The organism is Dyella sp. (assembly GCF_051962475.1).
In the GTDB taxonomy this organism is placed as follows: Bacteria; Pseudomonadota; Gammaproteobacteria; order Xanthomonadales; family Rhodanobacteraceae; genus Dyella_A.
The window spans coordinates 46349-71979 of sequence record NZ_JBQCCF010000019.1; the positions used below are offsets into that span (position 1 = coordinate 46349).

Below are 25631 nucleotides of genomic sequence, written 5' to 3' on the forward strand. Positions count from 1 at the left end.
CGGTCCGCAGGAGGCGCGTTGCATCACTGGCCCGGGTGGTAGACGCGCTCGGTGTGGCCCTTGAGCTGCTCGGGCCAGAAGTACACCTCGCGCAGGTTGCCGGTGGTGTAGCGCTCGGCCTCGTCGTTGAAGTGCTTCGACTCCGGATGGCCGCTCTCGCCGCCGGCGGTGATCGCGCGGGCGCTCACCTTCGGGCCGAACTCCACCACCGCCACGAAGCTGTTGCCGCTGGTGCCGTAGTAGCGCTTCGTGCCCGGCCAGCGGTGCGCGCCGAAGGAGGCCAGCGAGCCCCAGCGCGAGGAGGTAAACGGCACCGGGATGCTCGGCTTGGCGTCGTCGAACGGCTGCTGGATGTCGCCGGTGAGGCGCTGGAAGCGGTTTACCTCACCCCACGGCACGCCCCAGTGGCCGAAGTCGTGTTCGAGGCGATCGACCGCTTCGGCCAGCGCATGCAGGCGTTGCTGCGGGCCGGCCTTCTCGGCCATCACGTCGTAGATCGACAGGCCTTCGGCGGTGTCCGCCTTGCTCACCTCGTCCCACAGCGTGTCGCCCCAGAACACCGCCAGCGTGGTCGGCATCGAGGCGATGCCCCAGCGGTAGTCCCACGTGCGCAGCAGGGCGATCGGGCCGCGCAGCTTGTTCTTGAGCGGATCGCTCGCCGGCAGCGCGTCGTAATCGTGGATCAGCACCGGCAGCTGGCGCGCGAAGGCCGGCAGGTAGGAGTCGAACGCCATGCTGATCAGCGACGAGCGCGTCACCTCTTTGGCGCCGGTGAGCAGGCGCGTGGCGTGCAGGCCGCGCGGGTTCTCGCCGAAGGTGTCCATGTAGCGCGGGAAGTCGGCCTGCTTCGGGCTGTTGGGGCCGGCGGCGGAGTAGGGCCAGTCGTTGGTGTTGAAGGCCCAGCCGTTGGACGGGTTCACCACCTGCGGCAGCTGGCTCAGCGGGGTGAGGCCGTGCCAGTCGGTGGCCGGGTCGGAGCCGTCCACGGGCTTCGTGTAATCGAAGCGGTTATCGCGCTTGGGCACGAACTGTGGCATCAGGAACGCCGTCTCACCCTTATCGTCGGCGAACAGCGTGTTGTTCGACGAGTTGGCCTTGAGCTCGGCTACCTTCATGTAGCTGGCCAGGTCGTGCGTCCTGGTGCGCAGCCAGCTCTGCTCCAACGCCGGGATCGGCGTGTTCATCAGCGCCTCGGCGACCCAGGTGTCGCCGTCCTTGCGCACGATCGGGCCGTGGTGGGTGAAGTACGCAGTGAAGGTGCGCTTGGCCATCGAGCCGTCCTTCGCGCGGTAGACCAGCGTGATCTCTCGCGAGGTCATTGGGCGCAGTTCCTTGCCGTAGCGATAGAACGGCTTGCCGTCCTTGCGCACGATGGTCTCGGCGAACTCGTCCACCGCGTCCAGGCCGGTGGAGGTGTGCATCCAGCCCACGTGCTGGTTGAAGCCCTGGTAGATGAAGAACTGGCCCCAGGTGACCGCGCCGTACGCGTCGAGCCCCTCGTCGCTGGTCATCTGCAGTTCGGAGCGGAAGAAGAACGAGGTATGCGGGTTGATCAGCAGCAGCGCGTGGCCGTCGGCGGTGAGCTTCGGTGCGATGGCGATGCCGTTGGAGCCGGTCGGCTCGGCCCAGCTGGGTTTCACCTCCACCTGCGCCAACGGCGCATCCGCGGGCTGGCCGTAGAAATCCTTGAGCTGCTTGAGATCGACCCGCTCGATGTCGCCGCCGATGCTGCCCTCGGTGAACGAGAGCGCCATCCACGGTTCGAAATGGGTGATCACTTCCGGATGCACGTCCGGATGCGTGGCAAGGTAGTAGTTCAGGCCGTCCGCCCAGGCGTCCATCAGCCGGCGCAGCCACGCCGGGCTCTGACCGTAGAGCTTCTGCAGCTCGACCGGATCGATGAACAACTGCTGGCGCAGATCCAGCCAGATCGCCGATTCACCCTTGGCCTCGGCCATGCGGCCGAGCGAGAGCAGGTAGTTGGTTTCCACGCGGTGGAAGTCGTCCTCGGCCTGCGCGTAGGCCATGCCGAATACCGCGTCGGCGTCGGTCTTGCCGTGCACGTGGGCGATGCCCCAGTCGTCGCGGGTGATCGTTACCGCCTGCGCTTCGCGCTGCCAGGGGATACGCGCGCCTTCATCGGCGTGTGCCGGGGCGCCCGCCAGCAGGCTCACGGCGAAGGCGGCCGCTGCAATGGCGAGATGGGCGGAGCGCGGCGCCGCCGCAGTCGTCGGACAAGTCAGCATGAAGCTCCCCTCGGGTCACGAATCCGTCTTATGTACCCCAGTCGGCCGCGCTTGGCGACGGTACGCCGGCGCACGGCACCTTTGGCATATGACGGCGCTGGCGCGCGGGGCGCACGATCGGCCCGGTCAACCATGGAGGACACCTGCATGCTCGCGCTCATGCTTGCCGCGGCAACGGCCACCACGGCCCAGGCCGTGCCCACCCAGTACGAGGCCGGCCATTTCTACGCCACCCCGCAGACTACCGGTGGGCAGTCGCTGCACCTGCTGGTCGATACCGGTGGCGGCGGTGCGGCCGGCATGTACTGGATCACCGCCGGCACCGCGAGCCACCTGCATCTGAAGGCGGGGCCGTGCGCCGAAGACGCCTCGATCAGGGTGGCGCCGGCGCCGACGTTCGAGCCCGGCGCTGGGTTGCCTGTGCCGCAGGGCGCCTGCGGTGGCTCGGTGATGATCAACGAGGTGCCGCACGAGAAGACCGGGGAAGACGGGCAGCTTGGAGCGAGCTACCTCGGCACCCGTGCGTGGACGTTCGACTATCCCGCGCACCGCCTCGTCGCCGAAGGCGGTCACTGGGCACCTGCGGTAGGCACGCACCGCACGCCGCTGGGTTTCCGGCATGAGGCAGGAGAGCCCGCCCTGTATTTCCCGCGCATCGTAGTGCAGGTCGACGGCCAGCCGATCGACTTTCTGCTCGACACGGGCGCCACGGCGCATCCCACGGCGGAGGGCAAGCGCATCGTCGGCACCGAGACCGTGCATGGCTTCGGCGTCACCAGCTACATCACCACCAGCATGCTGGATCGCTGGCATGCCGCGCATCCGGACTGGCGCGTGGTGACGCAGGGCGACGATCTGTTCGGCCCGTCACACGTGATGCGGCTGATCGAGGTGCCGAAACTGGTGATTGCCGGTTGGACGGTGGGGCCGGTGTGGTTCACCGAGCGGCCAGACAAGAATTTCCACCAGTTCATGGCGCAGATGATGGACAAGCCGCCGGAAGGCGCGATCGGCGGCAATGTGTTCGATCACTTCCGCATGACGCTGGACTACCCGCACGCCACCGCCTGGTTCGACTGCGCGCGCGGCTGCACGAGAGCTGTCGAACCCTAACAAGGAGAAAGCGGTAGAGGCCTCGGGGCGCGTCGTGCAAGCCGAACCAGCCGCTCGGCCAGGCGTTGTTCGAACGTGGCGCTCAACGCGATCAGCGTGGCCATCGCCTTGATGCCGCGGCGGGTCAACAGCACCCGCTTGGCGCGGCCATCGTACGGATCGGCGACGTTGGTGAGGTGGCCCGATTGGGTGAGCGCACCCACCAGGTAGGCTCTGCTTGGTCATGCCCGCGCGCTCGGCCAGGATCCTCGTGCGACCCGGCGCGCGCCATCTTCACGCCGCCTCCCGTTGCGCCTGCCTACGCTCCGCCCTTGGCACGGGTTTGGAGGCGGGCATGAGCGACAAGCACGACAACTACGACGAATCCATCCAGTACGAAGGCCCGGCCGGCGGCTGGGGTTCGCTCAAGGGCATGGGCAAGGTGTTCGCGCGCGAGCTGTCCACGCCCGCGGTCGCCGAGACGCTGATGCGCCAGAACAAGGCCGGCGGTTACATGTGCAGTTCCTGCGCCTGGGGCAAGCCGGCCCACCCGTACCCGTTCGAGTTCTGTGAGAACGGCGCCAAGGCCACCATCTGGGATCTCACCCGCGATCGCTGCACCCCGGAATTCTTCGCCGAGCACACCGTCACCGAACTGCTGGACTGGGCCGACTACGACCTGGAGATGCAGGGGCGCCTGACCGAGCCGCTGCGCTACGACCCGGCCAGCGACAAGTACGTCGCCTGCCGCTGGGACGAGGCCTTCACCGGCATCGCCCGCGAGCTCAACGCGCTGGCGCCGAAGTCGGTGGTGTTCTACGCCTCGGGCAAGGCCTCGCTGGAAGCGTCGTATCTCTACGCGCTGTTCGCCCGGTTGTACGGCAACAACAACCTGCCGGACAGCTCCAACATGTGCCACGAGACTACCTCGGTCGGCCTGAAGAAGGTCACCGGCTCGCCGGTGGGCACCTGCATCCTGGAAGACTTCGAGCACTGCGACGCCATCTTCTATTTCGGCCAGAACCCCGGCACCAACAGCCCGCGCTTCCTGCACGGCCTCAAGAGCGCGGTCGAGCGCGGCTGCCGCATCGTGGTGTTCAACCCGGTGCGCGAGCAGGGGCTGGTGCGCTTCATCAATCCGCAGAATCCCGCGCAGATGCTTACCGGGCATGCCACCGAGCTGGCCCACATGTACCTGCAGGTGAAACCCGGCGGTGATATCGCGGCCTTGATGGGGCTGTGCAAACGCGTGCTGGTGGCCGACGACGCGGCGCAGGCGGCCGGTGGCCCGCGCGTGCTCGATGCCGCCTTCATCGAGCAGCACACGAAGGGCTTCGAGGCGTTCGTCGCCAAGGCGCGCGCCACCGGCTGGGACGAGATCGAGCGCGCCTCCGGACTGACCCGTGCCGACCTGGAGGCGGCGGCGGACGTCTATGTCGAGTCGGAGCGGGTGATCGGCGTGTACGGCATGGGTCTCACCCAGCACGTGCACGGCTCGCAGGCCATCGGCATGCTGGTGAATCTGCTGCTGATGCGCGGCAACATCGGCCGCGAAGGCGCCGGCATCTCGCCGGTGCGCGGGCACTCCAACGTGCAAGGGCAGCGCACCGTGGGCATTTCGGAAAAGCCCGAGCTGGTGCCGCTGGACCGGCTCGCCGAGATGTTCGATTTCGAGCCGCCGCGCGAAAAAGGCCTGACTACGGTGGACGCGTGCGAGGGCATCCGCGACGGCAGTGTGCAGGGCTTCGTCAGTCTGGGTGGCAACTTCGTGCGCGCCATCCCCGACCGCGACGTGATGGAGCCGGCCTGGCGCCAGCAGGCGCTCACGGTCTACATCGCCACCAAGCTCAACCGCAGCCATCTGGTGCACGGGCGCGTGTCCTACCTGCTGCCGTGCCTGGCCCGCCCGGAGGAGGACATGCAGCAGAGCGGGCCGCAGTCGGTGTCGATCGAGGACAGCTTCAGCCACATCCACGGCTCGATCGGCAAGCGCAAGCCGGCCAGCGAACACCTGCTGTCCGAACCGGCGATCGTCGCCGGCATGGCCAAGGCCACGTTGGCGGCCAACCCCAAGCTGCAGTGGGACGCCTGGATCGCCGACTACAGCCGGATCCGCGATCTGATCGCCGAGACCTACCCGGAGCAGTTCCACGATTTCAACCAGCGCATGTTCCAGCCCGGCGGCTTCTATCGCGGCAACGCTGCGCACGAGCGTATCTGGAAGACCGACAGCGGCAAGGCCGAGTTTACCGATCCCAGCGTGCTGTCCTCGCTGGGCGTGGGCGAGGCGCCGGGCCGCTATCACCTGATTACGCTGCGCTCCAACGACCAGTTCAACACCACCATCTACGGCCACAGCGACCGCCTGCGCGGGCTGGAGGGCTCGCGCGAGATCGTGCTGATCAATCCGGCGGAGATGGAGCGCGCCGGCCTCGAGGAAGGCGACGTGGTGAGCCTGGTCGGCGATGCGGGCGACGATGTGCAGCGCGAAGTGAACGGCCTGACCGTCGTCGCCTTCAACCTTCCCGATGGTTGCCTCGGCGGCTACTACCCGGAAATGAACCCCCTGGTGCCGCTGTGGTACCACGATCAGGCCTCGAAGACGCCGGCTTCCAAGGGCGTGCCGGTGCGCATCCGTCGCACGGAACCGTGATCGCTCGTGGCGATGCGCCGCCTCCGATCACGGTTCCGGATGCGCGTTTCGTGGCAAGGTAGCGAAACAACACAACGCATCACCGGCATCGAAGACAGGGGGGCCTGATGATCGAGCTGGAAGTGCAGGTCCTCGCGCACACGCGTGAGGGTCTGCTCATGGAAATCGGCCGGATCGTTTCGGCCAGTGGATTCACCCTGCAGCGCCAGCGCCTGGTGCCCGACCCGCATGGCGCGCTGCTCACCCTGCTAATCAGCGGGCCGGCGCGGCGCCAGCGGGCGCTGGATGGCGCGCTGGGCGAGCACGAGCGGGTGATCAGCTTCGAGATCGCACCGGCGGATGGGGCGCAGATGCGCCCGCACTTCGCGTTGACGCGGCGGATCGACCACTCCGACTACGTGCCACCGCCGGCCCCGGAGCCCCTGCCGCCAGCGCAGCCTGCACCGGCCGCCCCCAAACGCCCGATGCCGCCAGCCTTCGATGCGGCTCCGGCTCCGGCGCTCGCTGCGGCCTTCGACGCCGTTCCGCCGATTTCGCGCGTGGAGCCGCGCGTGGAGGCCGAGCCGATTCTGCAGGGCGAGCCCTTGCTGCCGTCCGGGTCACCGTCGCCGCTCGGCTCGCCGCTGCAAGTCGAGCCGCCTCCGCCACCAGCGAAGCCGGAGCCGCTATGGGTGACGGATCCGGAGTTCGCGCTGCCACAGCCACCGCCGCCCCCGGCCCCCGCGCCAGCACCGCTGGACCCCTACGTGGAGATCACGCCGCTGCCACCGGACGTGACCGCCGTGGCACGACTGCTGGCGGACGTGGATGAGCTCTATCCGCAGCGGCTCGTACCTGCGTTGCTGGACCTGGACCGCACGCTGGCTCCCGGCGCCCGCGAGCCGACTCTGCAGCTGGCAGGCCAACGCATCGGCGAGTGGCTGGCGATGCGTGAACCCGGCTCGACCATAGTTGGATCACTCGACGAGGCGATCGCCAGCGCCGGCGTACGCGCGTTGAGCGCGCTGGTGACAGTCGACGCCCAAGGCAGCCAACTGCACCTGCGCGAGAGTCCGTTGTGCACCCAGGCCGGTCACTCCGGCTGTGCCTTCTTCTCCGGTCTGCTGCATGGCGTGCTGACGCCCGTACTGCCTTCGCACGAAGTGAGCCTGTTCAACGTCTGCTGCCGGGCGTGGGGTGCGGACGAGTGCGTGTTGGCGGTGTCGGAGTAAGCGAGTGGTGTGGTGCCTTCTCCTGGGCGCCTTCGGCGATGGCTTTAGCCTTTGGGAAGTCGGCGGCTAAGCTCAACCGTCGGTCGAGCGCGTGATCGATTCCCAGGTGTCGATGTCCGTGGCGAGCGCCGTGAGTTTGCCGCGGACCAGTTCCAGCGCATCGCTGCCCAGCAGCAGGTGCGCCGGCGGGGCGTCGCTGGCGATGACAGCCAGCATCGCGCGCGCCGCTTTTACCGGATCCCCCAGTTGCCGGCCGCTCTTTTCCTCGCGCGCCTGGCGGATCGGATCGAACAACGGGTCGTAGTCCGGAATGGAGCGTGGTGTGCGCACCATCGAACGGCCGGCCCAATCGGTACGAAACGAGCCGGGCGCGACCGCGGTCACGGCGATACCGAACGGGGCCAGTTCCTTGCCCAAAGCTTCGGAGATGCCCTCCAGGGCGAACTTGCTTCCGCAGTAATAGGTGATGCCCGGCAGGGTGATGAAGCCGCCCATCGAGGTGATGTTGAGGATGTGTCCCTGGCGTCGCTCGCGCATGTGGGGCAGCACGGCTTTGATCATGGCCACGGCGCCGAATACGTTCACGTCGAACTGGTGACGCATTTCGGCCAGCGGGGATTCCTCGAGCACCCCTTCGTGGCCGTAGCCGGCATTGTTGACTAGCACATCGACCGGCCCGGTCGAGGCCTCAATCTCAGCGACGACCCCATTGATAGCCTCGAATTCCGTCACATCGAGCACGCGGCCGACCGCCTTCGGCCCAAGGGCTTCGAACTCGCGTTTGGCCTTTTCGCTGCGCACGGTGCCGACCACGCGATGCCCTTCCGCCAGGGCCTCCTGCGCGAGCGCCCGACCGAAGCCGCTGCTGACGCCGGTGATGAGCAAGGTCTTTGTCGCTGTCATGAATTCGTTCCATGGTGGCCGAAGAGGGCGTCATGGTGCGTTGCGGCCGCGCGCGGTTCGAGGCCGGGTATTCTCCTTGTATTGCCTATTTCTATGACCTGGTGGCCTCGCATGAAAAAAGCCGATCCCGGCACGCGACCGGGTGCGCGACAGCCGATGGCGGACTTGCTGCGCGCGCTGGCTCCGCAGGAGGGATACAACCTCGCCGCCTTGCCCGATGTGCGCATCCTGCGTTCGGACCGCGCCCTGGCGCGCACGCCGGTGCTGTACGACCCGGGCATCGTGATCGTCGGCCAGGGCCGCAAGCGCGGCTATTTCGGCAACCAGGTCTATCTGTACGACGAGCAGCACTACCTCGCCGTGGCGGTGCCGGTGCCTTTCACGATGGAGACCGAGGCGATGGCGGAGCGGCCGTTGCTGGCGATCTACCTGCACCTGGATTTCCGGCTCGCGGCGGAACTGATGATCCAGATCGATCGGCATCCCGTGCCGCCGATCGCGGATGCGCCGCAGAGCATGGTTTCCAGCCCGTTGGACGCCGGGCTGCGCGCCACGGTGCTGCGTCTGCTGGATGCGCTGAACCGCCCGCTCGATGCCAAGGTGCTGGGCCATGCACTGGTGCGCGAGCTGTACTTCCGCGTGCTCACCGGCGCGCAGGGTCCGGCAATGCGCTCGGCGCTGGCGATGCAGGGGCAATTTGGCAAGATCGGCAAGGCGCTGCGGCGCATCCACGCCAGCTACGCGCAGCCGCTCGGCCTGGCACAACTGGCCGATGAGGCGGGCATGAGCGTGCCCACGTTCCACAGTCATTTCAAAGCGATCACCCAGACGTCGCCGATGCAGTACGTGAAGTCCACGCGGCTGCACCAGGCACGCTTGCTGATGGTGCGCCAGGACATGACGGCCGAGGCGGCCAGTCATGCCGTGGGCTACGCGAGCGCCTCGCAGTTCAACCGGGAGTTCCGGCGGCTGTTCGGGTTGCCGCCGGCGGCGGAAGCGCGGCGCATGCGGGCGAGTTTCTCCGTGCCGCCGGCGCACGCCAATGCCGATTACGTGTCGTCACACTAGGCCGGCTGGCGAGCGGTCAGCATGCCCTCGTCGCGCATCCACACCAGGGTGTCGGCCAGCAGCGCGTCGAGCGGGGTCTCCACGTAATCCAGCTCGCGCCGCGCCTTGCTCGAATCCACCCGCAGCACGTGCGAGGTGAGGGCGGCACCCTCGGGCGTGACCTGCGGTTCGCGACCGGTGAGGCGCGAGAGCCGGTCGAGTACCCGTGCGTAGGCCATCAGCACCCATGCCGGCGTGGCGCTACGCGGCGTGCGTCGGCCCAGCGCCGTGCCGACGCGGTGGACGAAATCGACGAAGCTCGCCTGCTCGCCGCCGAGCAGATAAGTCTCGCCGAATTGCCCGCGCTGCCAGGCCCGCACCTGCGCCCGGGCGATCTCGCGCACGTCGGCGAAGGCGCCGATGCCCGGGGGAATGCCGGGAAGCTGCTGCGCGTCGACCAGGCGGATCAGCCGCGACCAGTTGTGCCGATCGCCGGGGCCGAGGATGTGCGAGGGGTTGAACACGATCCACGGCATCGCGCTGCTTCGCACCACCTGCTCGGCGAGGTACTTGCTGCGCTCGTAGTTGACCCAGCTCTCGCCGCCGCGCTGCGGCGTGGCTTCGCTGATCGTGCCATGCGCCATGTGCGAGTACGCCGAAACCGAGGAGGTGTGCAGGAACGCGGCGACGCCCGCCTGTTTCGCCGCGCGCAGCAGGTTCTCGGTGCCGGTGACGTTGGTGGCGGTTTGCCGTGCAGCGTGCTGGCGCCACATGCTGGTGTCGGCCGCGGCGTGGAACACCGCATCGCAGTCGGCCATCCCTCGCGCCAGCATCGCCGCATCGGCGAGATCGCCATGTACCGGGCGTCCGCCCGCGGCGGCGATCTCGGCGTCGGTCGCCACGCTGCGCGACAGCGCGCGCACTTCATGTCCTGCGGCGAGCAGTTCGCGCAACAGGTGACCGCCCAGAAAACCGCTGGCGCCGGTAAGGAAGACCGTGCTCATGCGCGCGTCTTACCCAGCCTTGTGGATGGCGCACTCTTCCTGCGGCTCATGATGTCTCCCGTGTTCGATGCCCGTTCGCGCCGAGCGTAGCTTGCGTCAGCGAGCGAAGTCGAAGCGCAGGTCCACGGCAACCGCATACCGGGCCAGCATGCCGGGCCAGCATGTCTCGCACGGGGTGCGCTCCTACAGGAAGGGGCTCTTGTAGGAGCCCACCGTGTGGGCGACGGAGCGCTGCGGTGGTGGCGCGCGGATGCCTCATGCCTCGCTCCTGTCGAAATACAGCATCGTCATACCTTCGCCAGGCACGGTCTGCCGGCCGGTGAGTGTGGCGATGCCGTTGGTGGACAGGCGCAGGATCCAGGCCATCACCCACGGTGGGCGGTCCTGTTCCAGGCCGAGCATGCAGCGCACCTCGCCGAACAGCGGCAAGCCGGTGTCCGGATGCGCGCCGATCGGAGTCTGGCGAAAGCGGTTCTGCACGATCCACTGGCGCGGGGTGGGTAGGGCAGCGAGTTGTTCGGCGGTGGGCGTGAGCAGCAGGCCGCTGCCGGAATGGCCGCCCACCGCCTTGGCCACCCAGGTGTCGGCCGCCTGCCAGCCATTGGCGCATAGCGGGCTGGATTCCACCCAGTGGCAGGCTTCGTGTTCGGCCAGGGCGACGTCGGCCAGGCTGCCTTTGTGGATGCCTTCGTACCAGGCCGGGTGGCTGTGCCAGCTGATGCGGTCGGCGGCGATCAGCGTGGCCTCGGCGCGGCGGCGCTCGAACGGCGACAGGTCGGACAGGATCAGCCGGTTCCACACGTGCCCGAAGTGGCGCGCCGTGCCCGGGTGATAGAGCATTCCGTGCGCGGGGATCAGTTCGCTCCAGTCGTGCACGGCCACCTGCCACCAGTGGCGCGCGGCGTCGAGGTCGGGCCAGGTGGCGCGCTCGCGCGGGCGATCCTCGATCAGCACGGTGGCCGGCTTTGGCGCCACCCAGCGGCGCAGGTGACTGGCCCAGTCCCCGGCATGGGGCACGGGATCGTGCGGCAACCAGTGGCGGTCCAGCCGATGCAGGCGGCGCTGTGCCTGATGCAGGGTGTGGAAGGTCGGGAGCATCGAGGTGAACGCCTGGATCTCCACCCAGGCCAGCTCGAACGGCTGCCGTGGATGCTCGACGAAGGCCAGGTCCAGCGCCAGCACGTCGGCCTGCGCGCCGTGCCAGTGCGGACGCGGCCGGCGCAACTGCGGGCCGAGCGCGTCGACCAGGTGCGCCACTTTCGTCTTCAGCGCCGCATGCAGCGCGGAGTTGCCGACGGCGTAGTGGTCGGACATCTGGCTCTGCGGCAGATGCGGCGCGCGCACGTCGGCCAGGGCCTGGCCCAGCGCATCGGCGCCGAGCCGGTGCAGGTGCACTTGCGGCAGCGGGCTCATGACCAGCCCTCCGCGCGCGGCAACGAACAGGCATCCTCGTTAGCCTGCGCCATCATCCAGCGCAGCGTGGCGCGCCAGTCGCCACCCTCGGCCCGCAGTTGCTGGCGCAGGTGGTCTGCGAAGCTGCCCTCGTCGAGCGCGGCGGCCAGCTCGCGCTCCCAGAAATGCCGCTCGGCGGCGTGCTGCGCACGTGGGGCCAGGCGCGACCACCAGCGCTCGAAGCGCTGCGCCGTGGACACTTCCTCGTCGCGATCCCAGTCGATCCAGCGCGCCTGCAGCGCGTGGCGACGCGCGCGCCACTTGTTCTCGTCGATGCACGCACGCGGCCACGGTGGCCCGGCGCGGCCCTGGGCGAGCTCCAGCTCCAGCGTTTCGGCCTCCCATTTGAGCAGCGTGGCGATCAGGCCGATACGCGCCAGATCCGGGTGCGTGTCCATGATGCGCACCTCCAGCGTGCCGTAGCGGTGGTGCAGGCGCAGGTCCTGCCACAGACCCTGCTCGGGGCCGATGCAGCCGGTGCGGCGCAGGCGCTGTACATGGGTGTCGTAGGCGGCCTCGCTGTCCCATACGTCGGGCGTGCCCATGCGCGGGTAGCGGTCGAGCAGGCTGTGCCGCCACGAGTGCAGTCCGGTGTCGCGACCTTCGAAGAACGGGGAGCTGGCCGACAGCGCGAGCGCCTCGGGCAGCACGTGGCGCAGCCGGTTCAAGATCGCCATGCGCGGCGCGCCGGGCGCGAAACCCAGGTGCAGGTGCATGCCGAAACTGAAGGCGCTGCGGGCGACGTCCTGGTATTCCTCGACCAGGGCCGCGTAGTGCGGAAACGCCGCACCGCCGTGCATTGCCTGCTGCTGCCAGCGGGCCGTGGGATGCACACCGGCGATCAGGATCTGCTGGCCCTGCGCCGCGGCTTTGCGCCGGGCCTGGGTGCGCAGCGTGCCCAGTGCGGCGACCAGGTCGGGCACGCCGTGGCAGATGCGCGTCTTCAGTTCGATGACGCAGCGATGGATCTCCCGATCCATCGCACCCTCGCTGCTGGCGCAGTCGGCCAGCCCCTCGGTGAAGTCGTGCGGCACCAGCTCGCCGCTCGCATCCACCACCTGTACTTCCTCTTCCATGCCCAACGTGATCATGACGCGCCTCCTGTGGGGAAAGACGCATCAGACACCTTTGCCGGAGGCGGCGTCGCGTGACGCGTCGCGCGGCAAGGCGATCGCGATCAGCCGTCGCTGCAGAACAGCGCGAAGGCCGCCCCCAGCAGCGCCTTTTCGGTCGCGGTGCCACGGTCCACCGTGGCTACGGCGACGCCCGCGCGGGTCAGCAGGCGATCGCCGGCCAGCTGCAGCTAGGGCTGCTAGGGCGAGAGGAAGATGCGATCGCGTCGACGTGCGCCAGCCGGGCACCGTCCTGGTTGCGCAGGGTGGGGCCGTCCACGCGGGCCAGCGCATCGCCACGGCCGTTGCGCACCATGTCGCCCTGCAACCGCAGCAGCGACTGCCCCAGCGGATTGCGCAACGTGATCATGCGGAAACCTCGGCCGCGGCACCCTCCTGAACGCGCTGCGCGAGCCAGGCGTGAATCTGCGCCACCACGGTGGCGCCCTCGCCGATGGCGCCACCCACGCGCTTGACCGATCCGGCGCGCACGTCGCCGATGGCGAATACGCCCGGTCGACTGGTGGCCAGCGGGTAGGCCGGGTCGCCGCCGCACTGTACGAAACCGTGGCGGTCGGTATCGAGCTTGCAGCTGGCCAACCATTCGGTAGCCGGCTCGGCACCGATGAAGAGGAATACGTGGCGGATCGGCGCCTCGGTCTCTTCGCCGCTGTCACGGTTTCGCCAGCGCACCGACTGCAGGCCGCGCGCGTCGCCGTCCAGCGCCACGATCTCGGTGCGGATCATCAGCTCGATCGCCGGATTCGCCTCGATGCGGTCGATCAGGTAGCGCGACATGGTGGCGGCAAGGCCGTCGGCACGCACCATCATGCGCACCTTGAGCGCGTGCGCCGCGAGATAGACGGCCGCCTGGCCGGCGGAATTGCCGCCACCCACCAGTACCACCTCCTGGCCAACGCACAGCTGCGCCTCCATCGGCGAGGCCCAATACCAGATGCCGCGCCCCTCGAAATGGGCCAGGTGCTCCAGCGGCGGGCGGCGGTAGCGCGCTCCGCTGGCGATCACCACGGTGCGCGCGCTCCAGATGCGGCCGTCCTCGGTGCGCAGGCGGTGGATGCCGTCGGCGGCCTCGCAGTCCAGCGCGGCGACGCAGGCGGGGATGGCGATCTCCGCACCGAACTTCTGCGCCTGCACGAAGCCGCGCGCGGTGAGCGCCTGGCCGGTGATCCCGGTGGGAAAGCCGAAGTAGTTCTCGATGCGCGCGCTGGCGCCGGCCTGGCCGCCGAAGCCCTTGGCGTCGAGCACCACCACGGCCAGCCCTTCGGAGGCGGCATACACGGCGGTGGCCAGCCCGGCCGGGCCGGCGCCGACCACGGCGACATCGTAGATGCGTTCGGCGGCCTCGTTGCCGACCATGTCCAGCGCCTCGGCGAGCGCCTGCTCGGCCGGGTTGCGCAGCAGGCGGCCGTCAGCCAGCAGCACCAGTGGCCAGCTCTCCGGATGGTCGCGGTAGGGCGCCAGCAGATCGGCCAGGGCCGGGTCCTGATCGGGCGTGACGGCGCGGAACGGGAAGCCGTTGCGGCGCAGGAAGTTGCCGATGCGCGCGCGACCGGGGTCGTCCGACTCGGCGATCACCAACGGCCCGGTCGCGCAGGATTCGATCAGGCTGGTGCGACGCAGGATCAGCGCGCGCATCAGTCGTTCACCCAGATCCGCCTCGGCCACGATCAGCCGCCGCAGTTGCTCGGGGCTGAGCCACAGCGCCTGCACCGGCTCGGCGGCGACGCCATCGACCAGGGTCGGCTTGCCGGTCAGGCCACTGACCTCGCCCATGAATTCGCCCGGGCCGTGGTGGGCGATTTCCATCACTTGGCCGGCGCCATCGTGCTGAGTAATGTCCACCCGGCCGGCAAGCACCAGGATCATTCCGATGCCACGCTGCCCGGTGCGAAACACCGCCTCGCCGGCGGCGTAGTCGCGCGGCTCGCCAAAGCGCCGGATGCGCGCGATGTCCTCCGGCGGCAGCACGGGAAACATCTGATCGGCCCGACGCAGTGCGGTGGTGTTCGTGCCCATGGTGTCTCCCCATCGCCTATTGCCGGCGTGCATCGTCGCACCGCGCGGGCGCGACCCGCTACCTCGAATGGGGAGTTTTCAGCCCAATAGCAGGGCCTGCAATTCGGGCAGCGAACGCACCTGGTGGTGCGGCGTGATGCCTTCGGGAACCTCGTGCCCGTGCGGATTGAACCAGCACGTGTGCAGGCCGGCAGCGAGGCCGCCCACGATGTCCGAATGCGGGTTGTCGCCCACCATCAGCACCTGGTCGCGCGGCGGGTCACCCATGCCGGCCAGGGCGTGCTCGAAGATGCGCACGTCCGGCTTGGCCACGCCCACCTGCTCGGAGATCACCAGCGGGTCGAAGTGCCCGCGCAGGCCGGTGCGCTCCAGCCGTGCGAGCTGCAGCGCGGTGAAGCCGTTGGTGATCACGCCCATGCGCACCTGCGCGGCGGCGAGCGCATCGATCAGCGCCTGCGCACCGGGCAGCAAAGTGCAGATCTCGGCCATCGCCAGCAAAAATGCCTCGTTGAGCTCGGCCGAGCTCACGCCGAGCTGGCGCGCCCAGCTTTCGAAGCGGGTGGTCTGCAGCTCGGTCGCGGTGATGGCGCCGTTCTGGTAGTGCACCCACAGCGGTTTGTTGATCTCCTGGTACTGCGCGTAGTGCGCCTGGGTGAAGTCCACCGCATGGCGCTCGAACATGCGCCGCAGGCCCTGGTAGGCGTCGAAGTGGAACAGCGTGTCGTCGGCGTCGAAGAGGATCCAGCGGTAGTTCAAGGCGTCAGGCTCACGGCGGGAAACGGGAAGGGCGGCACGATAACCCGTGCCGCCGCTCCCGTGTGCCGTGCTGATGATGCCGGCGCGTTACTTCGGCACTTTCAACGGCTGGACGGTGTTGCGCAGCAGCGTCCAGTAGGTGTTGGTGTACGGCACCATCTCCTCGGCGTAGTACCACCAGAAGAAACCGCCGACGAAGCGCGGGTCGGTGCTGGAGTTCACCATCGGGTAGTAGGTGGTGATCAGGTTCGACTGCACCGAGTAGGGTGCCGACTTGCTCGACGTGCCGATCTCGCCGAAGCCGACCCTGGCGTTGGGGAAGATCGTCTCCAGCGCGGCGAAGTCGGCGTTCCACGACGGCTTGAGGTTGGGGCAGTCCTTGTACGGGTAGTAGCTGAAGAGCACGTAGTCGGTCTGCTGGCGCACGGTGGCGGAAAGGAAGCTGGTGGGCCAGGTCTTCCAGTAGTCCTGCGGCTTCTCCCAGCAGTTGGTGCCCTTGCTGTCGTCGTTGTAGTAGAGCGTGATGGCGGTCTTGCCGCCGACGCCCTTCACGATGCTGTGTGCGGCGGCCACCATCTGGCCGATCGCTGCCTCTTCGGCGTTCACCGTGGCGTCGCTGCCGCTGGGGTCCTTGCGTAACCATTCGCCGTTGATCTCGTTGGCGATCTCCCAGACGTCGACCAGGCCGTTGAGGCCGGAGACGAAGTTCTGCGTGCGGGCCTTGTAGCTGGCCAGATCGGTGGGGAACTCGGAGGAGTCGAGGATCTCGCCCATCACGTACGCGACCTGGTGCAGCTTGACCAGGGCCGGGTAGTAGTCGGCGGCGGTGGTGCCTGGGTCGAAGACCACACGGACGGTGGGCCGGTAGGGCAGCTTCTGCAGCGAGGTGATGGTCTTGTCGAGGTGGGCGATGGTGTCGAGCGTGACGCCGTAGATCGGTGTCTTCGGCACGGCCGTCTGGGCATGCAGCGGGACGATGGCCGTGAGCGAGAGCGCGGCGGCCAGCGGAGCCAGGCGCAGCGTGGAGCGGGTGAAAGGGTTCTTCATGAGGGATGTATCCAGTGCAGGCGGGCATCCCGGCCCAGCGTGTTGAGTGCGGCCCAATGCGTGACGCATGGCCGTCGAGGGGCGACCGGCCACCGTCCCAAGTGGCGCAGGTCGTGATGCCGATCCGGCATGGGTGAAGGTCATCCGTGGGGACGCGCTCTCCTGGCGCGCGCCAGAGGCGTGCAACGAAGGGGAGAAATCCCGGCGCGCGCCGGGCATGGAAAGGCCGTCCCTGAGCTGACGACATCGACGCGGTCCCTGGTCGTTCTGGAACAGGTGAATCGATGGCGAGGGAGGGAACCTGACGGAAACGGGCGGGGTGCGGAGGGTAAACCGGGACCGGCGCTGGAACCGCGACATCGATGTTAAGACCGCCGGGCCCAGCCTTCCGTTCGTACGTGTACGTCAAAAATTATTATTTAAATCATATGGATACATTGATTCAGTAAGGTGTATGCCTTGTGAATCGGTGGATCCGGTCGTTTTGCTGAGGCGGACTGGCACATCCTGGTGTGCCCAAAAGCGGGGCCGCCCGTGGGGCAGGGCGGCAATATTGACGACGTGCGCAGCCACGAGCGCTTTCGCGTGAATGCTGGAGCGCGCCACGGCTTGCTTACGGCCCCGCACACGAACAATGGAAGAGCCGATGGCCGAACCGCCTTGCGGCAGGTTCGACCATCGGTTTGTCTTGCTTTAGTGGATCAGGCCAGCGTGCGGCGCCGCTGACGCACGGCATCCAGGCTGTAGTCTCCCGCTCCGGTGGCGGCGAACTGCAGCAGACCGCCGGCGATCGCGAGATTCTTCAGGAAGTGGATGAACTGGTTCTGGTCACCGAAGTGGTCATGGAAGGCCAGCGCCGTGGCCACCGCGAACAGCGCCATCAGCGCCGCCACCAGGCGGGTGCGGTAACCGGCCAGTAGCGCCAGGCCGAAGCCCACCTCGACCACCACCGCAATGACGTAGGCCAGGTCCGGCAGCGGCAGGCCGGCATAGGCGATGTAGGCCTTGGTGGCGGCCGGCGCGGCCAGCTTGCCGAAGCCGCTGATCAGGAACAGGCTCGCCAGCAGTGCGCGGGCGAGCAGGGAAGTGGAAGCGTTCTGCGTATTCATGGCGATACCTCGACAGGCGGGAAGGAAAACGGCTCGGGGGCCGGTGACGTGGCGGGCACTTTAATGTCGCCAATTCAGGCGATAAATCGCCTAACATGCGTATCATCGTCCGCCTGAGATTGACAATGAGTCAGCTCGATGACATGCGCTTGTTCGTCGCCACGCTGGATACCGGCAGCTTCACGGCGGCCGCGGACCGGCTGGGACTGTCCAAGCAGTTCATCAGCCGGCGGGTGATGGCGCTGGAGGAGCAATTGGGCGCGCGGCTGCTGGTACGCACCACGCGTCACCTGCGGCCGACCGACCTGGGCCGCGCCTACGCCGAGCAGGCGCGGCGCATCCTGCAGCAAGTGGAAGAGCTCGATCAGGCCATCACCGGGGCCGGGCAATCGGCGCGCGGACGTCTGCGCATCACCGCGCCGATGTCCTTCGGCACCATGCATCTGAGCCCCTTGCTCGCGCAATTCCTGGCCGCCTACCCGCAGGTGGCGATCGAGCTGGATCTCAGCGACCGCACCGTCGACCTGCTCGGCGAGGGCTACGACCTGGCCATCCGCATCGGCGCGCTGGCCGATTCGTCGATGATCGCCCGCAGCATTGCGCCGGTGGACTTGGTGCTGTGCTGCAGCCCGGGGTATCTCGCACGGCGTCCCGCGCCCACCACGCCGGCCGAGCTGACCACGCACGAGTGCCTGCTGTACGGGCACGGCCCGCACGTGGAGTGGGTGTTCGGCAAGCTGACGGCACCGGTGACGGTGCGCGGGCGCTACCGGGCGAACAACGGCGAGCTGATGCGCGATGCGGCGATCCAGGGCTTGGGGATCGCGCGGCTGCCCACCTTCATCGTCGGGCAGGCGCTGCACAGCGGCGCCCTGGTGACCGTGCTGGACGATTACCGGCCGCCGGTCACCGCGGTGCACGCGGTGTATCCCCAGCATCGCCAGTCCTCGTTGCTGATCCACACGTTCGTGGAGTTCCTGCGTGCGGAGCTGGCACCGCCGCCGACCCGCCCCGCGCCCGCAAGTCCCTCGCCCGCCCGCTCGCGGTCGGCGCGACGCGAAGCGCGTTTGCGGTAAGAATCGGGCGGATCGCCCTAGCCCGGGGGCTGTCCATCCCGGGATATCGATGTCTCTCTTTGCATGGTCCGTGTGGGTCCTCATGCCTTCGTCCGTTCGCGGCCAAAGCGCCTGCCGGGCTGCTCCGGTCCCGCGGCATGCCGCGGCAACCCTCCTCTCAGCGTTGTGTATTCCTCAGGTGCCCGGACAGGTGGCCCACTGACCCACCCTGCGGATACCCGATTTGCCGGCGACTGCGGCTGTCCGGTCGACGGCATCGTGTCCGGCGTGCATCCGCACGTCGGCTGCCCGGCAGCCATCGAACCGTCTGAGGAAAGGAGCAACACATGAACAAGCATTTCGAACGCACCGGCCCGCTCACCGAGCTGTCCAGCTACCCCCAGTGGGCGCAGGACATGGTGGCCGACTGCGAGAGCACCAAGCAGCGCGTGCTCGACCATGAGATCTGGAAGCTGATGATGGACCTGCGCCTGGACGACGAGTCCACGGCCAACTTCATGATGGGCCTGTGGCCTTTCATCGAGCGCTTTCCCAGCTTCATGGCGCTGAGCCTGCTCAAAACCCGGTACGGCCGCAGCCCGGGCGACAACCTGGCCCGGCGCTGGTTGGTGCGCAATATCCGGGTGGAGCAGAACCACGCCGAATACTGGCTCAGCTGGGCCGAGGGGGCGGGGGTGGCGCGGGAGCGGTTGTTGCACGATCACCCGCCGCACGGCACCGATGGCCTGTCGCGCTGGTGCGAGGACATCTGCAACCGCGGAACTCTCGCGGCCGGTATCGTCGCCACCAACTACGCCATCGAAGGGGTGACCGGAGAGTGGTCACAGATGATCTATGACAACACGAAGTATCGGGAAAGCTTTGATCCTTCAGTGCGTACGTCGGCATTAAAGTGGTTGCACCTGCATGCCGCTTATGACGACACTCACCCGTGGGAAGCCCTGGAAATCGTTTGCACGCTGATGGGACCGGAGCCCTCGGCCGATGACGTGGCGCATCTGGCCGAGTGCATCAAGCGCAGCTACACCAGCATGATCCTGCTGGGCGATCGATGCATCCAGAACTGCCCGGACCGACTGGTATTGAGTGAAGCTGCGGCGTAAAGGATTGTCGCGGAAGGGGAAACTGGAACGGCGGACACGGGTTGGTGTCCTTCAGCGAACAGGCATGCAATGCGTTTCGTCGGTAACAGTTTGAATGTGCAGCGGTCCCTGTCACGGCGCCTGATGCCGCTGGCCTACGCGCTTGCGTCGGCGGTGGTGTTGATCATGGCCATGACCTGGGGCGTGCTGCAGGTCCAGGTGACTCTCGCTGGTTTCCTCAACAGCGAGAGCATCTGGTCCAAAGCCCAGAAGCAGGCCGTGATCGACCTCGACAACTATGCCCTCAGCGGTGCGCCGGCCGACCTGGCCAGTTTCCGGCGCAACTTCAAGCTGCTCGATGGCGACCGCTGGGGTCGCGACGCGATCGCCTCCGGGCACTACCGCAAGGAAGACCTCGACGAGGTCTTCCGCCGCGGCAACATCATGCCGGCGGCCCAGTCGGGCATGATTTTCATGATGCGTCACTTCACCGGCGCCCCGCACATGCAGGCCTCGCTGGACGCCTGGCGCTCCACCGACGCGTCCATCGCCGAGCTGGGGCGCATCGCCGACCAGCTCGAGCGCGACTACGCCGCCGGTACGCCGCCGCTGCGGACGGTGGCGCAGTTGCGCGCCCGCATCAACGCGCTCAACGTCTACATGCAACCGCGCACCGAGCTGTTCTCGGTGGAGATGGTCAAGGGTGCGGTGTGGGCGGGGCAGGTGCTGTTCTGGTGCGTGCTCGGCGCGTTCTGCCTGGCTGCCGGGTTGTGGATGTGGATGGCGCTGCGCATCGTTGAGAGCATCCGCGGCAGCGAAGAGCGCTATCGCCTGCTGTTCGACAGCGCCGGCGACGCCATCGTCATGGTCGATCGCGGCAGCGGTCGCATCCTGGATGCCAACCGCACTGCCGCCGCGTGGACGGGCCGCACCGAGCGCGAGCTGGTTGGCAAGGATTTCTCCTCCCTGTTTGCACACGATCCGCTGGACGTGGACAACACGCTCTCCTTGCCCGGCCATCGCCAGGGCGACGTGGCACTCACCTCGCTGCTGGACCGGGACGGCCAGGTGCGCCCGGTGGAAACGCGCAGCTCCATCGCGCGCTGGGGCGATACCGAGATCAGCCAGGCGATCGTGCGCGACATTTCCGAGCGCGTCGCGATGGAACGCGAACGTCGCGTGGCCGCCAAGGCGCTGGGCAGCATCGCCGAGGGCGTGATCATCGCCGACGCCGAGCGCCGGGTGGTCACCGTCAACGCCGCACACGTGGAGATCACTGGCTTTACCGTGCAGGCCCTGCAGGGCCTGCGCTTCGACGACACTCGCAGCCTGGCCGACGACAAGCCGCTGCCGGACAGCGTGTGGCGCTCGATCGAACTGGGCGGCAACTGGCGCGGCGAGGTGAAGAGCCGCCGTCGTGACGGCAGCACCTATCCGGAGCTGCTCAGCATCAGCGCCATCCGCGACGATGCCGGCCAAGTACTGCACTACGTGGCGGTGTTCACCAACATCACCACCACCAAGGCCGACCAGCGCCGGCTGGAGCACCTGGCTACCCACGATCCGCTGACCGGGCTGGCCAATCGCGCCGAGTTCGAGCGCCGGTGCTCGGCCGCGCTGGAGCAGGCCTCGCGGGCGCGGCGCTGCGTGGCCGTGCTGTTCATCGATCTGGACGCGTTCAAGATCGTCAACGACAGCTACAGCCACGCCATCGGCGACCGCCTGCTGGCCAAGGTCGCCGAGCGCATCAACGCGGAGCTGGGCGAGGGCGACGTCGGTGGGCGCATCGGCGGCGACGAATTCACCGTGCTGGCCACCAACATCGACACCCGCGATGGCGCCGCCGGCATCGCCAGCCGCCTGCTTACGGCGCTGGCCGCGCCGATCTCGGTGGACGACTACGAGATCGTGCTCAGCGCCAGTATCGGCATCGCCAGCTATCCGCTGGACGGCGAGAATCCGGCTGCCCTGATCACCAACGCCGACGCGGCGATGTACGCGGCCAAGAGCGAAGAACGCAACGCGTTCCGCTTCTACTCGCCGATCATGCAGGCCGATGCTCGCAAGCGCCTGCAGCTGGCTTCGGAGCTGCGCCAGGCGCTGGCCAACGACGAGTTCCGGCTGGTGTTCCAGCCCAGTCTGGAGCTGCGCAGCGGGCGCATCGTGGCGGTGGAGGCGCTGCTGCGCTGGCAGCATCCCAAGCGCGGGCTGGTAATGCCCGACAGCTTCATCCCGATGGCCGAGAGCCTCGGGCTGATCCGCCGCATCGACGAATGGGTGCTGCGCGCGGCCTGTGCCTGGATCCGCCAGTGGGACCGCGAGCACATCGCGCCGATCCGCGTGGCGGTGAACGTGTCGGCCAGCTGGTTCGGCCATCCTGCCTTCATCGAGGGGCTGCACACGGCGCTGCGCGATTACCAGGTGGACCCCAAGCGCCTGCTGCTGGAGATCACCGAGAGCGCGATCCTGCGTCTGGGCGAGGGCACCCACCGCACCATGTACGCGCTGCACACGATGGGCGTGGGCGTGGCGATCGACGACTTCGGCACCGGCTACTCCTCGCTGGCGTATCTGAAGCTGCCGGCCGTGGTGTGCCTGAAGATCGACCGCACCTTCATCACCGGCATCCCGCGCAACCCGGACGACGTGGCGATCGTCGAGGCGATCCTGGCGATGTCGCGCAGCCTCAAGCTCTACGCCATCGCCGAGGGCATCGAGGACGAGGAGCAGCACGAGTTCCTGCTGCGCGCCGGCTGCGAGGAAGGGCAGGGCTATCTGTATGCCCGTCCGCTGGAAGTGCCTGACCTGCTGCGCATGCTCAAGTCCGGCGGCAGCAATCCGCCAACCCGGCTGCGGCTGGTGCCGCCACCACGCGCCGGCTGAGCGGTTTCCTCAATGAAAAAGGCCGCCCCGGGGCGGCCTTTTTATTGGCCATGCTTCATCGACTCATCGCTGCTGCGCTTCGGCCAGGGATGTCTCGGTCTGGTATAGCTCGGGCATCAGCTTGCGCAGCGCGGCGACCTTGGGCGCATCGTTGTAGACGATGTACGGGTCGTTGGAGTGCGTGCGGTAGTAGTCCTGGTGGTAGCCCTCGGCCATGTAGAACGCCGGCAGCGGCTCCACCTTGGTCACAATCGGCGCCTCGTAGACCTTCGCCGCATCGAGCTGGCGGATATACGCCAGCGCCACGCCGCGCTGCGTGTCGTTGGTAGTGAAGATCTCCGAACGGTACTGGGTGCCGTGGTCCGGGCCCTGGCGGTTGAGCTGGGTCGGGTCGTGCGCCACCGCGAAGAACACCTTCAGCAGCGTACCGTAGCTGACCTGGCGCGGGTCGTAGACGATCTTCACCGACTCGGCGTGGCCGGTGTCGCCGTCGGCCACGCGGAAGTAGCTGGCGGTGTCGGCGCTGCCGCCCGCGTAGCCGGCCCACACCTGCTTGACGCCCTTGACGTGCTCGAACACGGCCTGCAGGCCCCAGAAGCAGCCGCCGGCCAGCACGGCGACCTGGTCGCCCGGGGCGGTGACCGCAGGGTCCTTGGCCGGGGGCGGGATCATGGCGCCGTCGCGGGTAGCCGGAGACGCGGTGCAGGCGCCCACCGCCAGCGCGAGCAGGGCAGCGGCGAGACGCCGCGGGAACGATGGGGAACGGGAAAGCGCGTGCATGGCGTGTCTCCGTGGGGAAGCCGGGAGCGGGACTGATTCGAGATATCTATCCATACGAGAACGTGCCGCCGGGGGATGCGTCGGCGTCGCGCTCGTGGAGCCATTCGTTGCGGCAGCGTAAGCGGTTACGTGCATGAGGCGGTGCTATGGTTCGCGGTTGTCACGTCACCCGCGGAAGCGCGCATGCGACCGGAGATCGACCTGTCGGCCTATGCCTCGCGCATCGGCCACCTGCAGCCCCTGCGCCCGGATCTGGCGACGGTGCAGGCGATTGTGCGCGCGCACGTGGCGGCGATCGCGTTCGAAAACCTCGATCCGCTGATGGGCAAGGCGGTGGATCTCGACCCGCTGGCGATCGAGGACAAGCTGGTGCACCGCGGCCGCGGCGGCTATTGCTTCGAGCACAACTGGCTGCTGGCCGAGGTGCTGCGTGCGATGGGCCTGGCGGTGACGCCGCTGATCGCGCGGGTGCTGTGGAACCGCCCCGACGACGCGCCCACGGCGCAGACCCACATGGCGTTGCTGGTCACCCTGGAAGACGAGCGCTGGCTGGTGGACGTGGGGTTCGGCGGCCTCACCCTGAGCAGCGTGCTGCGTTTCCAGCCCGGGCTGGAACAACTGACCCCACACGAGCCGTGCCGCCTGCTGCACCATCAGGGCGAATGGCGGCTGCAGGCGAAGGTGGCTGGGCAGTGGCAGGCCCTGTACCGGTTCACCCTGCAGCCTTGCGAGGACATCGACTTCGTGGTCGCCAACCACTACGTCTGCACCCATCCGGATTCACCGTTCACGCGCGAACTGCGGGTGGCGCGCACGGTGCCCGAGCAGCGCCTGACGCTGCGCAACCGCGAGTTCGCCATACATCACCGCGACGGCCATACCGAGCGCTACACGCTGGGCAGCGCCCGCGAGATCCGCAGCGTGCTCGAGCGTCACTTCATGCTGGTGCTGCCGGCGCATCCGGCGCTGGATCGCCGCTTCGCCGCGCTCTCGGCCTGAGCGTCAAACCGCGGGCGCTCAGCCGGCGGCGTGCACCAGGATTTCGATCTCCTCGTCCACCACCACGCGCTGGCCGGGGCGGATCTTGCAGGTCTTGCGCGTTTCCAGCACGCCATCCACGGTCACCGCGCCGCTGGCCACGATCGCCTTGCCGGCGCCGCCGCTGTCGCACAGGCCCACGAGCTTGAGCAGCTGGTTGAGCTCCACGTGCTCGTGCGGCGGTTCCAGATCGAAGTCGATGTGTTCCATGGGCGCTCCGGCGGATCAGGCGTCCGCGCCCGGCGCGGCAGCCGGCAGCGGAAAAAAGGCGAAGAACGGGCGGTCGTGCTCGATCGCGAACGTGGCGGCATCGTCGAGCACGCCGCGCAGGATCGCCGCATCGTGCGGCGGCAACGACCCCGGATGTTCGAACACGAACACGTGGCCCCAGGCCGGACGCCATGCCGGGTCGCGCAGGCAGTCAGCCAGTGCATCCCAGTTGTCGCCGAAGTCCGGCGGCAGGCGCAGGGCGAAGGCGAGTCGGCGCAGCAGCCCGGCCTTGTCGGTGCAGCCGGTGAGGTCGACCCGGCACAGCGCCAGCTCGGCCTGGCGTGCCTGTCGAGTCAGCGCGGCGAAGTCGTGCGCGTCCACGTCGTAGACGCCGCTCTGCAGCGGGCGGGTAAGGTCGAGATGGCTGTCGCGCGCGCTCACCGGCGACCCTCGATGCGGCGGAAGCTGCGGTAGTGATCGTCGGTGTAGTAGTACACCTGCGGCGGCCTGCCGCCGGTGATGATGCGCCGCGCGCCGCGCGTGCGGGCGCCGGGCGTTTCCACCGTGTACTCGTGGTAGTAGCCGCGCGGCTGCTGCGGCAGCAGGCCTTCGTAGTTGCCGAACACGGTGCCGTCCTGCGCGTGCTCGAATGGGCCGCCGGCGGCGATACGTGCCAGCGTGTCGCGCGCTTCCGGCGGCAGGCCGTCGGCGTCATCCGCGGTATGCGACGGCGTGGCAGCCTGGATGGACGTGGTGGCATGGTCGGCGCCGGTCACGCCACCGGCGGGAGCCACGCGGTGCTGCTGCCAGGCCGCTACGGCGACGGCGAGCAGGATCACGATGGCGAGCAGTTTGCGCATGGTGGCACGCGGATAGCAGGCGAGGCCGCGCAG

23 protein-coding genes are annotated in these 25631 nt (G+C 68.2%); 8 read left to right on the top strand and 15 right to left on the bottom strand.

The window, feature by feature from the left end:
* Positions 1–23 precede the first annotated feature (23 nt).
* Positions 24–2246 carry a penicillin acylase family protein gene (locus tag ACTHJF_RS03945; RefSeq protein WP_440265949.1) on the bottom strand — a complete coding sequence of 741 codons (2223 nt, stop codon included), beginning with the start codon at positions 2244–2246 and terminating at the stop codon, positions 24–26.
* A gap of 147 nt (positions 2247–2393) precedes the next feature.
* Here ACTHJF_RS03945 and ACTHJF_RS03950 point away from each other — a divergent pair, with 147 nt between their 5' ends.
* The gene (locus ACTHJF_RS03950) at positions 2394–3359 is read left to right on the top strand and encodes a hypothetical protein (protein WP_440265950.1); all 966 of its coding nucleotides are present in this window, start codon (positions 2394–2396) and stop codon (positions 3357–3359) included.
* Here ACTHJF_RS03950 and ACTHJF_RS03955 read toward each other — a convergent pair.
* Positions 3356–3562, bottom strand: a complete 207-nt coding sequence (locus ACTHJF_RS03955; RefSeq protein WP_440265951.1) for a hypothetical protein — start codon at positions 3560–3562, stop codon at positions 3356–3358. The genes ACTHJF_RS03950 and ACTHJF_RS03955 overlap by 4 nt on opposite strands.
* Positions 3563–3693: 131 nt before the next feature.
* On the opposite strand from ACTHJF_RS03955, the gene ACTHJF_RS03960 reads away from it, so the two are divergent.
* Complete coding sequence (locus ACTHJF_RS03960; RefSeq protein ID WP_440265952.1) at positions 3694–5991, top strand: FdhF/YdeP family oxidoreductase; 2298 nt, start codon at positions 3694–3696, stop codon at positions 5989–5991.
* Positions 5992–6098: 107 nt separating this feature from the next.
* Positions 6099–7202 (top strand): hypothetical protein, encoded by a 1104-nt coding sequence (locus ACTHJF_RS03965; protein WP_440265953.1) that lies wholly within the window; start codon positions 6099–6101, stop codon positions 7200–7202.
* Positions 7203–7274: 72 nt separating this feature from the next.
* Here the strand turns inward: ACTHJF_RS03965 and ACTHJF_RS03970 are convergent, their stop codons facing one another.
* Entirely contained in the window at positions 7275–8105 is an 831-nt protein-coding gene (locus ACTHJF_RS03970; RefSeq protein WP_440265954.1) for an oxidoreductase, read from the bottom strand.
* A gap of 111 nt (positions 8106–8216) precedes the next feature.
* On the opposite strand from ACTHJF_RS03970, the gene ACTHJF_RS03975 reads away from it, so the two are divergent.
* Positions 8217–9173: an AraC family transcriptional regulator N-terminal domain-containing protein gene (locus ACTHJF_RS03975; protein ID WP_440265955.1), complete on the top strand. Its 957-nt coding sequence runs from the start codon at positions 8217–8219 to the stop codon at positions 9171–9173.
* On the opposite strand, the gene ACTHJF_RS03980 is transcribed toward ACTHJF_RS03975, so the two are convergent.
* The 8 genes from ACTHJF_RS03980 to ACTHJF_RS04015 form a co-directional block, all read right to left on the bottom strand.
* Positions 9170–10156: an NAD-dependent epimerase/dehydratase family protein gene (locus tag ACTHJF_RS03980; RefSeq protein WP_440265956.1), complete on the bottom strand. Its 987-nt coding sequence runs from the start codon at positions 10154–10156 to the stop codon at positions 9170–9172. The genes ACTHJF_RS03975 and ACTHJF_RS03980 overlap by 4 nt on opposite strands.
* Before the next feature lie 255 nt (positions 10157–10411).
* The gene (locus ACTHJF_RS03985) at positions 10412–11569 is read right to left on the bottom strand and encodes a hypothetical protein (protein ID WP_440265957.1); all 1158 of its coding nucleotides are present in this window, start codon (positions 11567–11569) and stop codon (positions 10412–10414) included.
* A complete protein-coding gene (locus tag ACTHJF_RS03990) occupies positions 11566–12699 on the bottom strand; it encodes a carboxylate-amine ligase (RefSeq protein ID WP_440265958.1) in 1134 nt (377 codons plus the stop codon). Before ACTHJF_RS03990 ends, ACTHJF_RS03985 begins: the two co-directional genes overlap by 4 nt.
* Positions 12700–12883: 184 nt before the next feature.
* A complete protein-coding gene (locus tag ACTHJF_RS03995) occupies positions 12884–13090 on the bottom strand; it encodes a hypothetical protein (RefSeq protein ID WP_440265959.1) in 207 nt (68 codons plus the stop codon).
* On the bottom strand, positions 13087–14757 hold the full coding sequence (locus tag ACTHJF_RS04000; RefSeq protein ID WP_440265960.1) for an FAD-dependent oxidoreductase: 1671 nt from the start codon (positions 14755–14757) through the stop codon (positions 13087–13089). The genes ACTHJF_RS03995 and ACTHJF_RS04000 overlap by 4 nt, the downstream gene beginning before the upstream one ends.
* 78 nt (positions 14758–14835) lie before the next feature.
* Positions 14836–15513 (bottom strand): pyrimidine 5'-nucleotidase, encoded by a 678-nt coding sequence (yjjG, locus tag ACTHJF_RS04005; protein ID WP_440265961.1) that lies wholly within the window; start codon positions 15511–15513, stop codon positions 14836–14838.
* A gap of 87 nt (positions 15514–15600) precedes the next feature.
* On the bottom strand, positions 15601–16560 hold the full coding sequence (locus tag ACTHJF_RS04010) for a hypothetical protein (protein WP_440265962.1): 960 nt from the start codon (positions 16558–16560) through the stop codon (positions 15601–15603).
* Positions 16561–17261: 701 nt separating this feature from the next.
* On the bottom strand, positions 17262–17669 hold the full coding sequence (locus tag ACTHJF_RS04015; protein WP_440265963.1) for a DoxX family protein: 408 nt from the start codon (positions 17667–17669) through the stop codon (positions 17262–17264).
* A gap of 125 nt (positions 17670–17794) precedes the next feature.
* Here ACTHJF_RS04015 and ACTHJF_RS04020 point away from each other — a divergent pair, with 125 nt between their 5' ends.
* From ACTHJF_RS04020 to ACTHJF_RS04030, 3 genes are all read left to right on the top strand, one after another.
* Positions 17795–18745, top strand: coding sequence for a LysR family transcriptional regulator (locus tag ACTHJF_RS04020; RefSeq protein WP_440265964.1), 951 nt, complete (start codon positions 17795–17797; stop codon positions 18743–18745).
* A gap of 326 nt (positions 18746–19071) precedes the next feature.
* Positions 19072–19848: a TenA family transcriptional regulator gene (locus ACTHJF_RS04025; RefSeq protein WP_440265965.1), complete on the top strand. Its 777-nt coding sequence runs from the start codon at positions 19072–19074 to the stop codon at positions 19846–19848.
* Between the two features lie 123 nt (positions 19849–19971).
* Complete coding sequence (locus tag ACTHJF_RS04030; protein ID WP_440265966.1) at positions 19972–22710, top strand: putative bifunctional diguanylate cyclase/phosphodiesterase; 2739 nt, start codon at positions 19972–19974, stop codon at positions 22708–22710.
* 63 nt (positions 22711–22773) lie between these two features.
* On the opposite strand, the gene msrA is transcribed toward ACTHJF_RS04030, so the two are convergent.
* Positions 22774–23490, bottom strand: a complete 717-nt coding sequence (gene msrA, locus ACTHJF_RS04035) for a peptide-methionine (S)-S-oxide reductase MsrA (protein ID WP_440265967.1) — start codon at positions 23488–23490, stop codon at positions 22774–22776.
* Between the two features lie 183 nt (positions 23491–23673).
* Between msrA and ACTHJF_RS04040 the strand changes: the two genes are divergently transcribed.
* Positions 23674–24489, top strand: coding sequence for an arylamine N-acetyltransferase family protein (locus ACTHJF_RS04040; protein ID WP_440265968.1), 816 nt, complete (start codon positions 23674–23676; stop codon positions 24487–24489).
* A gap of 18 nt (positions 24490–24507) precedes the next feature.
* Here ACTHJF_RS04040 and ACTHJF_RS04045 read toward each other — a convergent pair whose 3' ends face one another.
* From ACTHJF_RS04045 to ACTHJF_RS04055, 3 genes are read right to left on the bottom strand one after another with little or no spacing between them, the layout of a single operon-like run.
* Positions 24508–24738 (bottom strand): RNA-binding S4 domain-containing protein, encoded by a 231-nt coding sequence (locus tag ACTHJF_RS04045; protein WP_440256765.1) that lies wholly within the window; start codon positions 24736–24738, stop codon positions 24508–24510.
* A gap of 15 nt (positions 24739–24753) precedes the next feature.
* Positions 24754–25179, bottom strand: a complete 426-nt coding sequence (locus tag ACTHJF_RS04050) for a barstar family protein (protein ID WP_440265969.1) — start codon at positions 25177–25179, stop codon at positions 24754–24756.
* Positions 25176–25598, bottom strand: a complete 423-nt coding sequence (locus ACTHJF_RS04055; protein WP_440265970.1) for a ribonuclease domain-containing protein — start codon at positions 25596–25598, stop codon at positions 25176–25178. Before ACTHJF_RS04055 ends, ACTHJF_RS04050 begins: the two co-directional genes overlap by 4 nt.
* Positions 25599–25631: the final 33 nt, after the last annotated feature.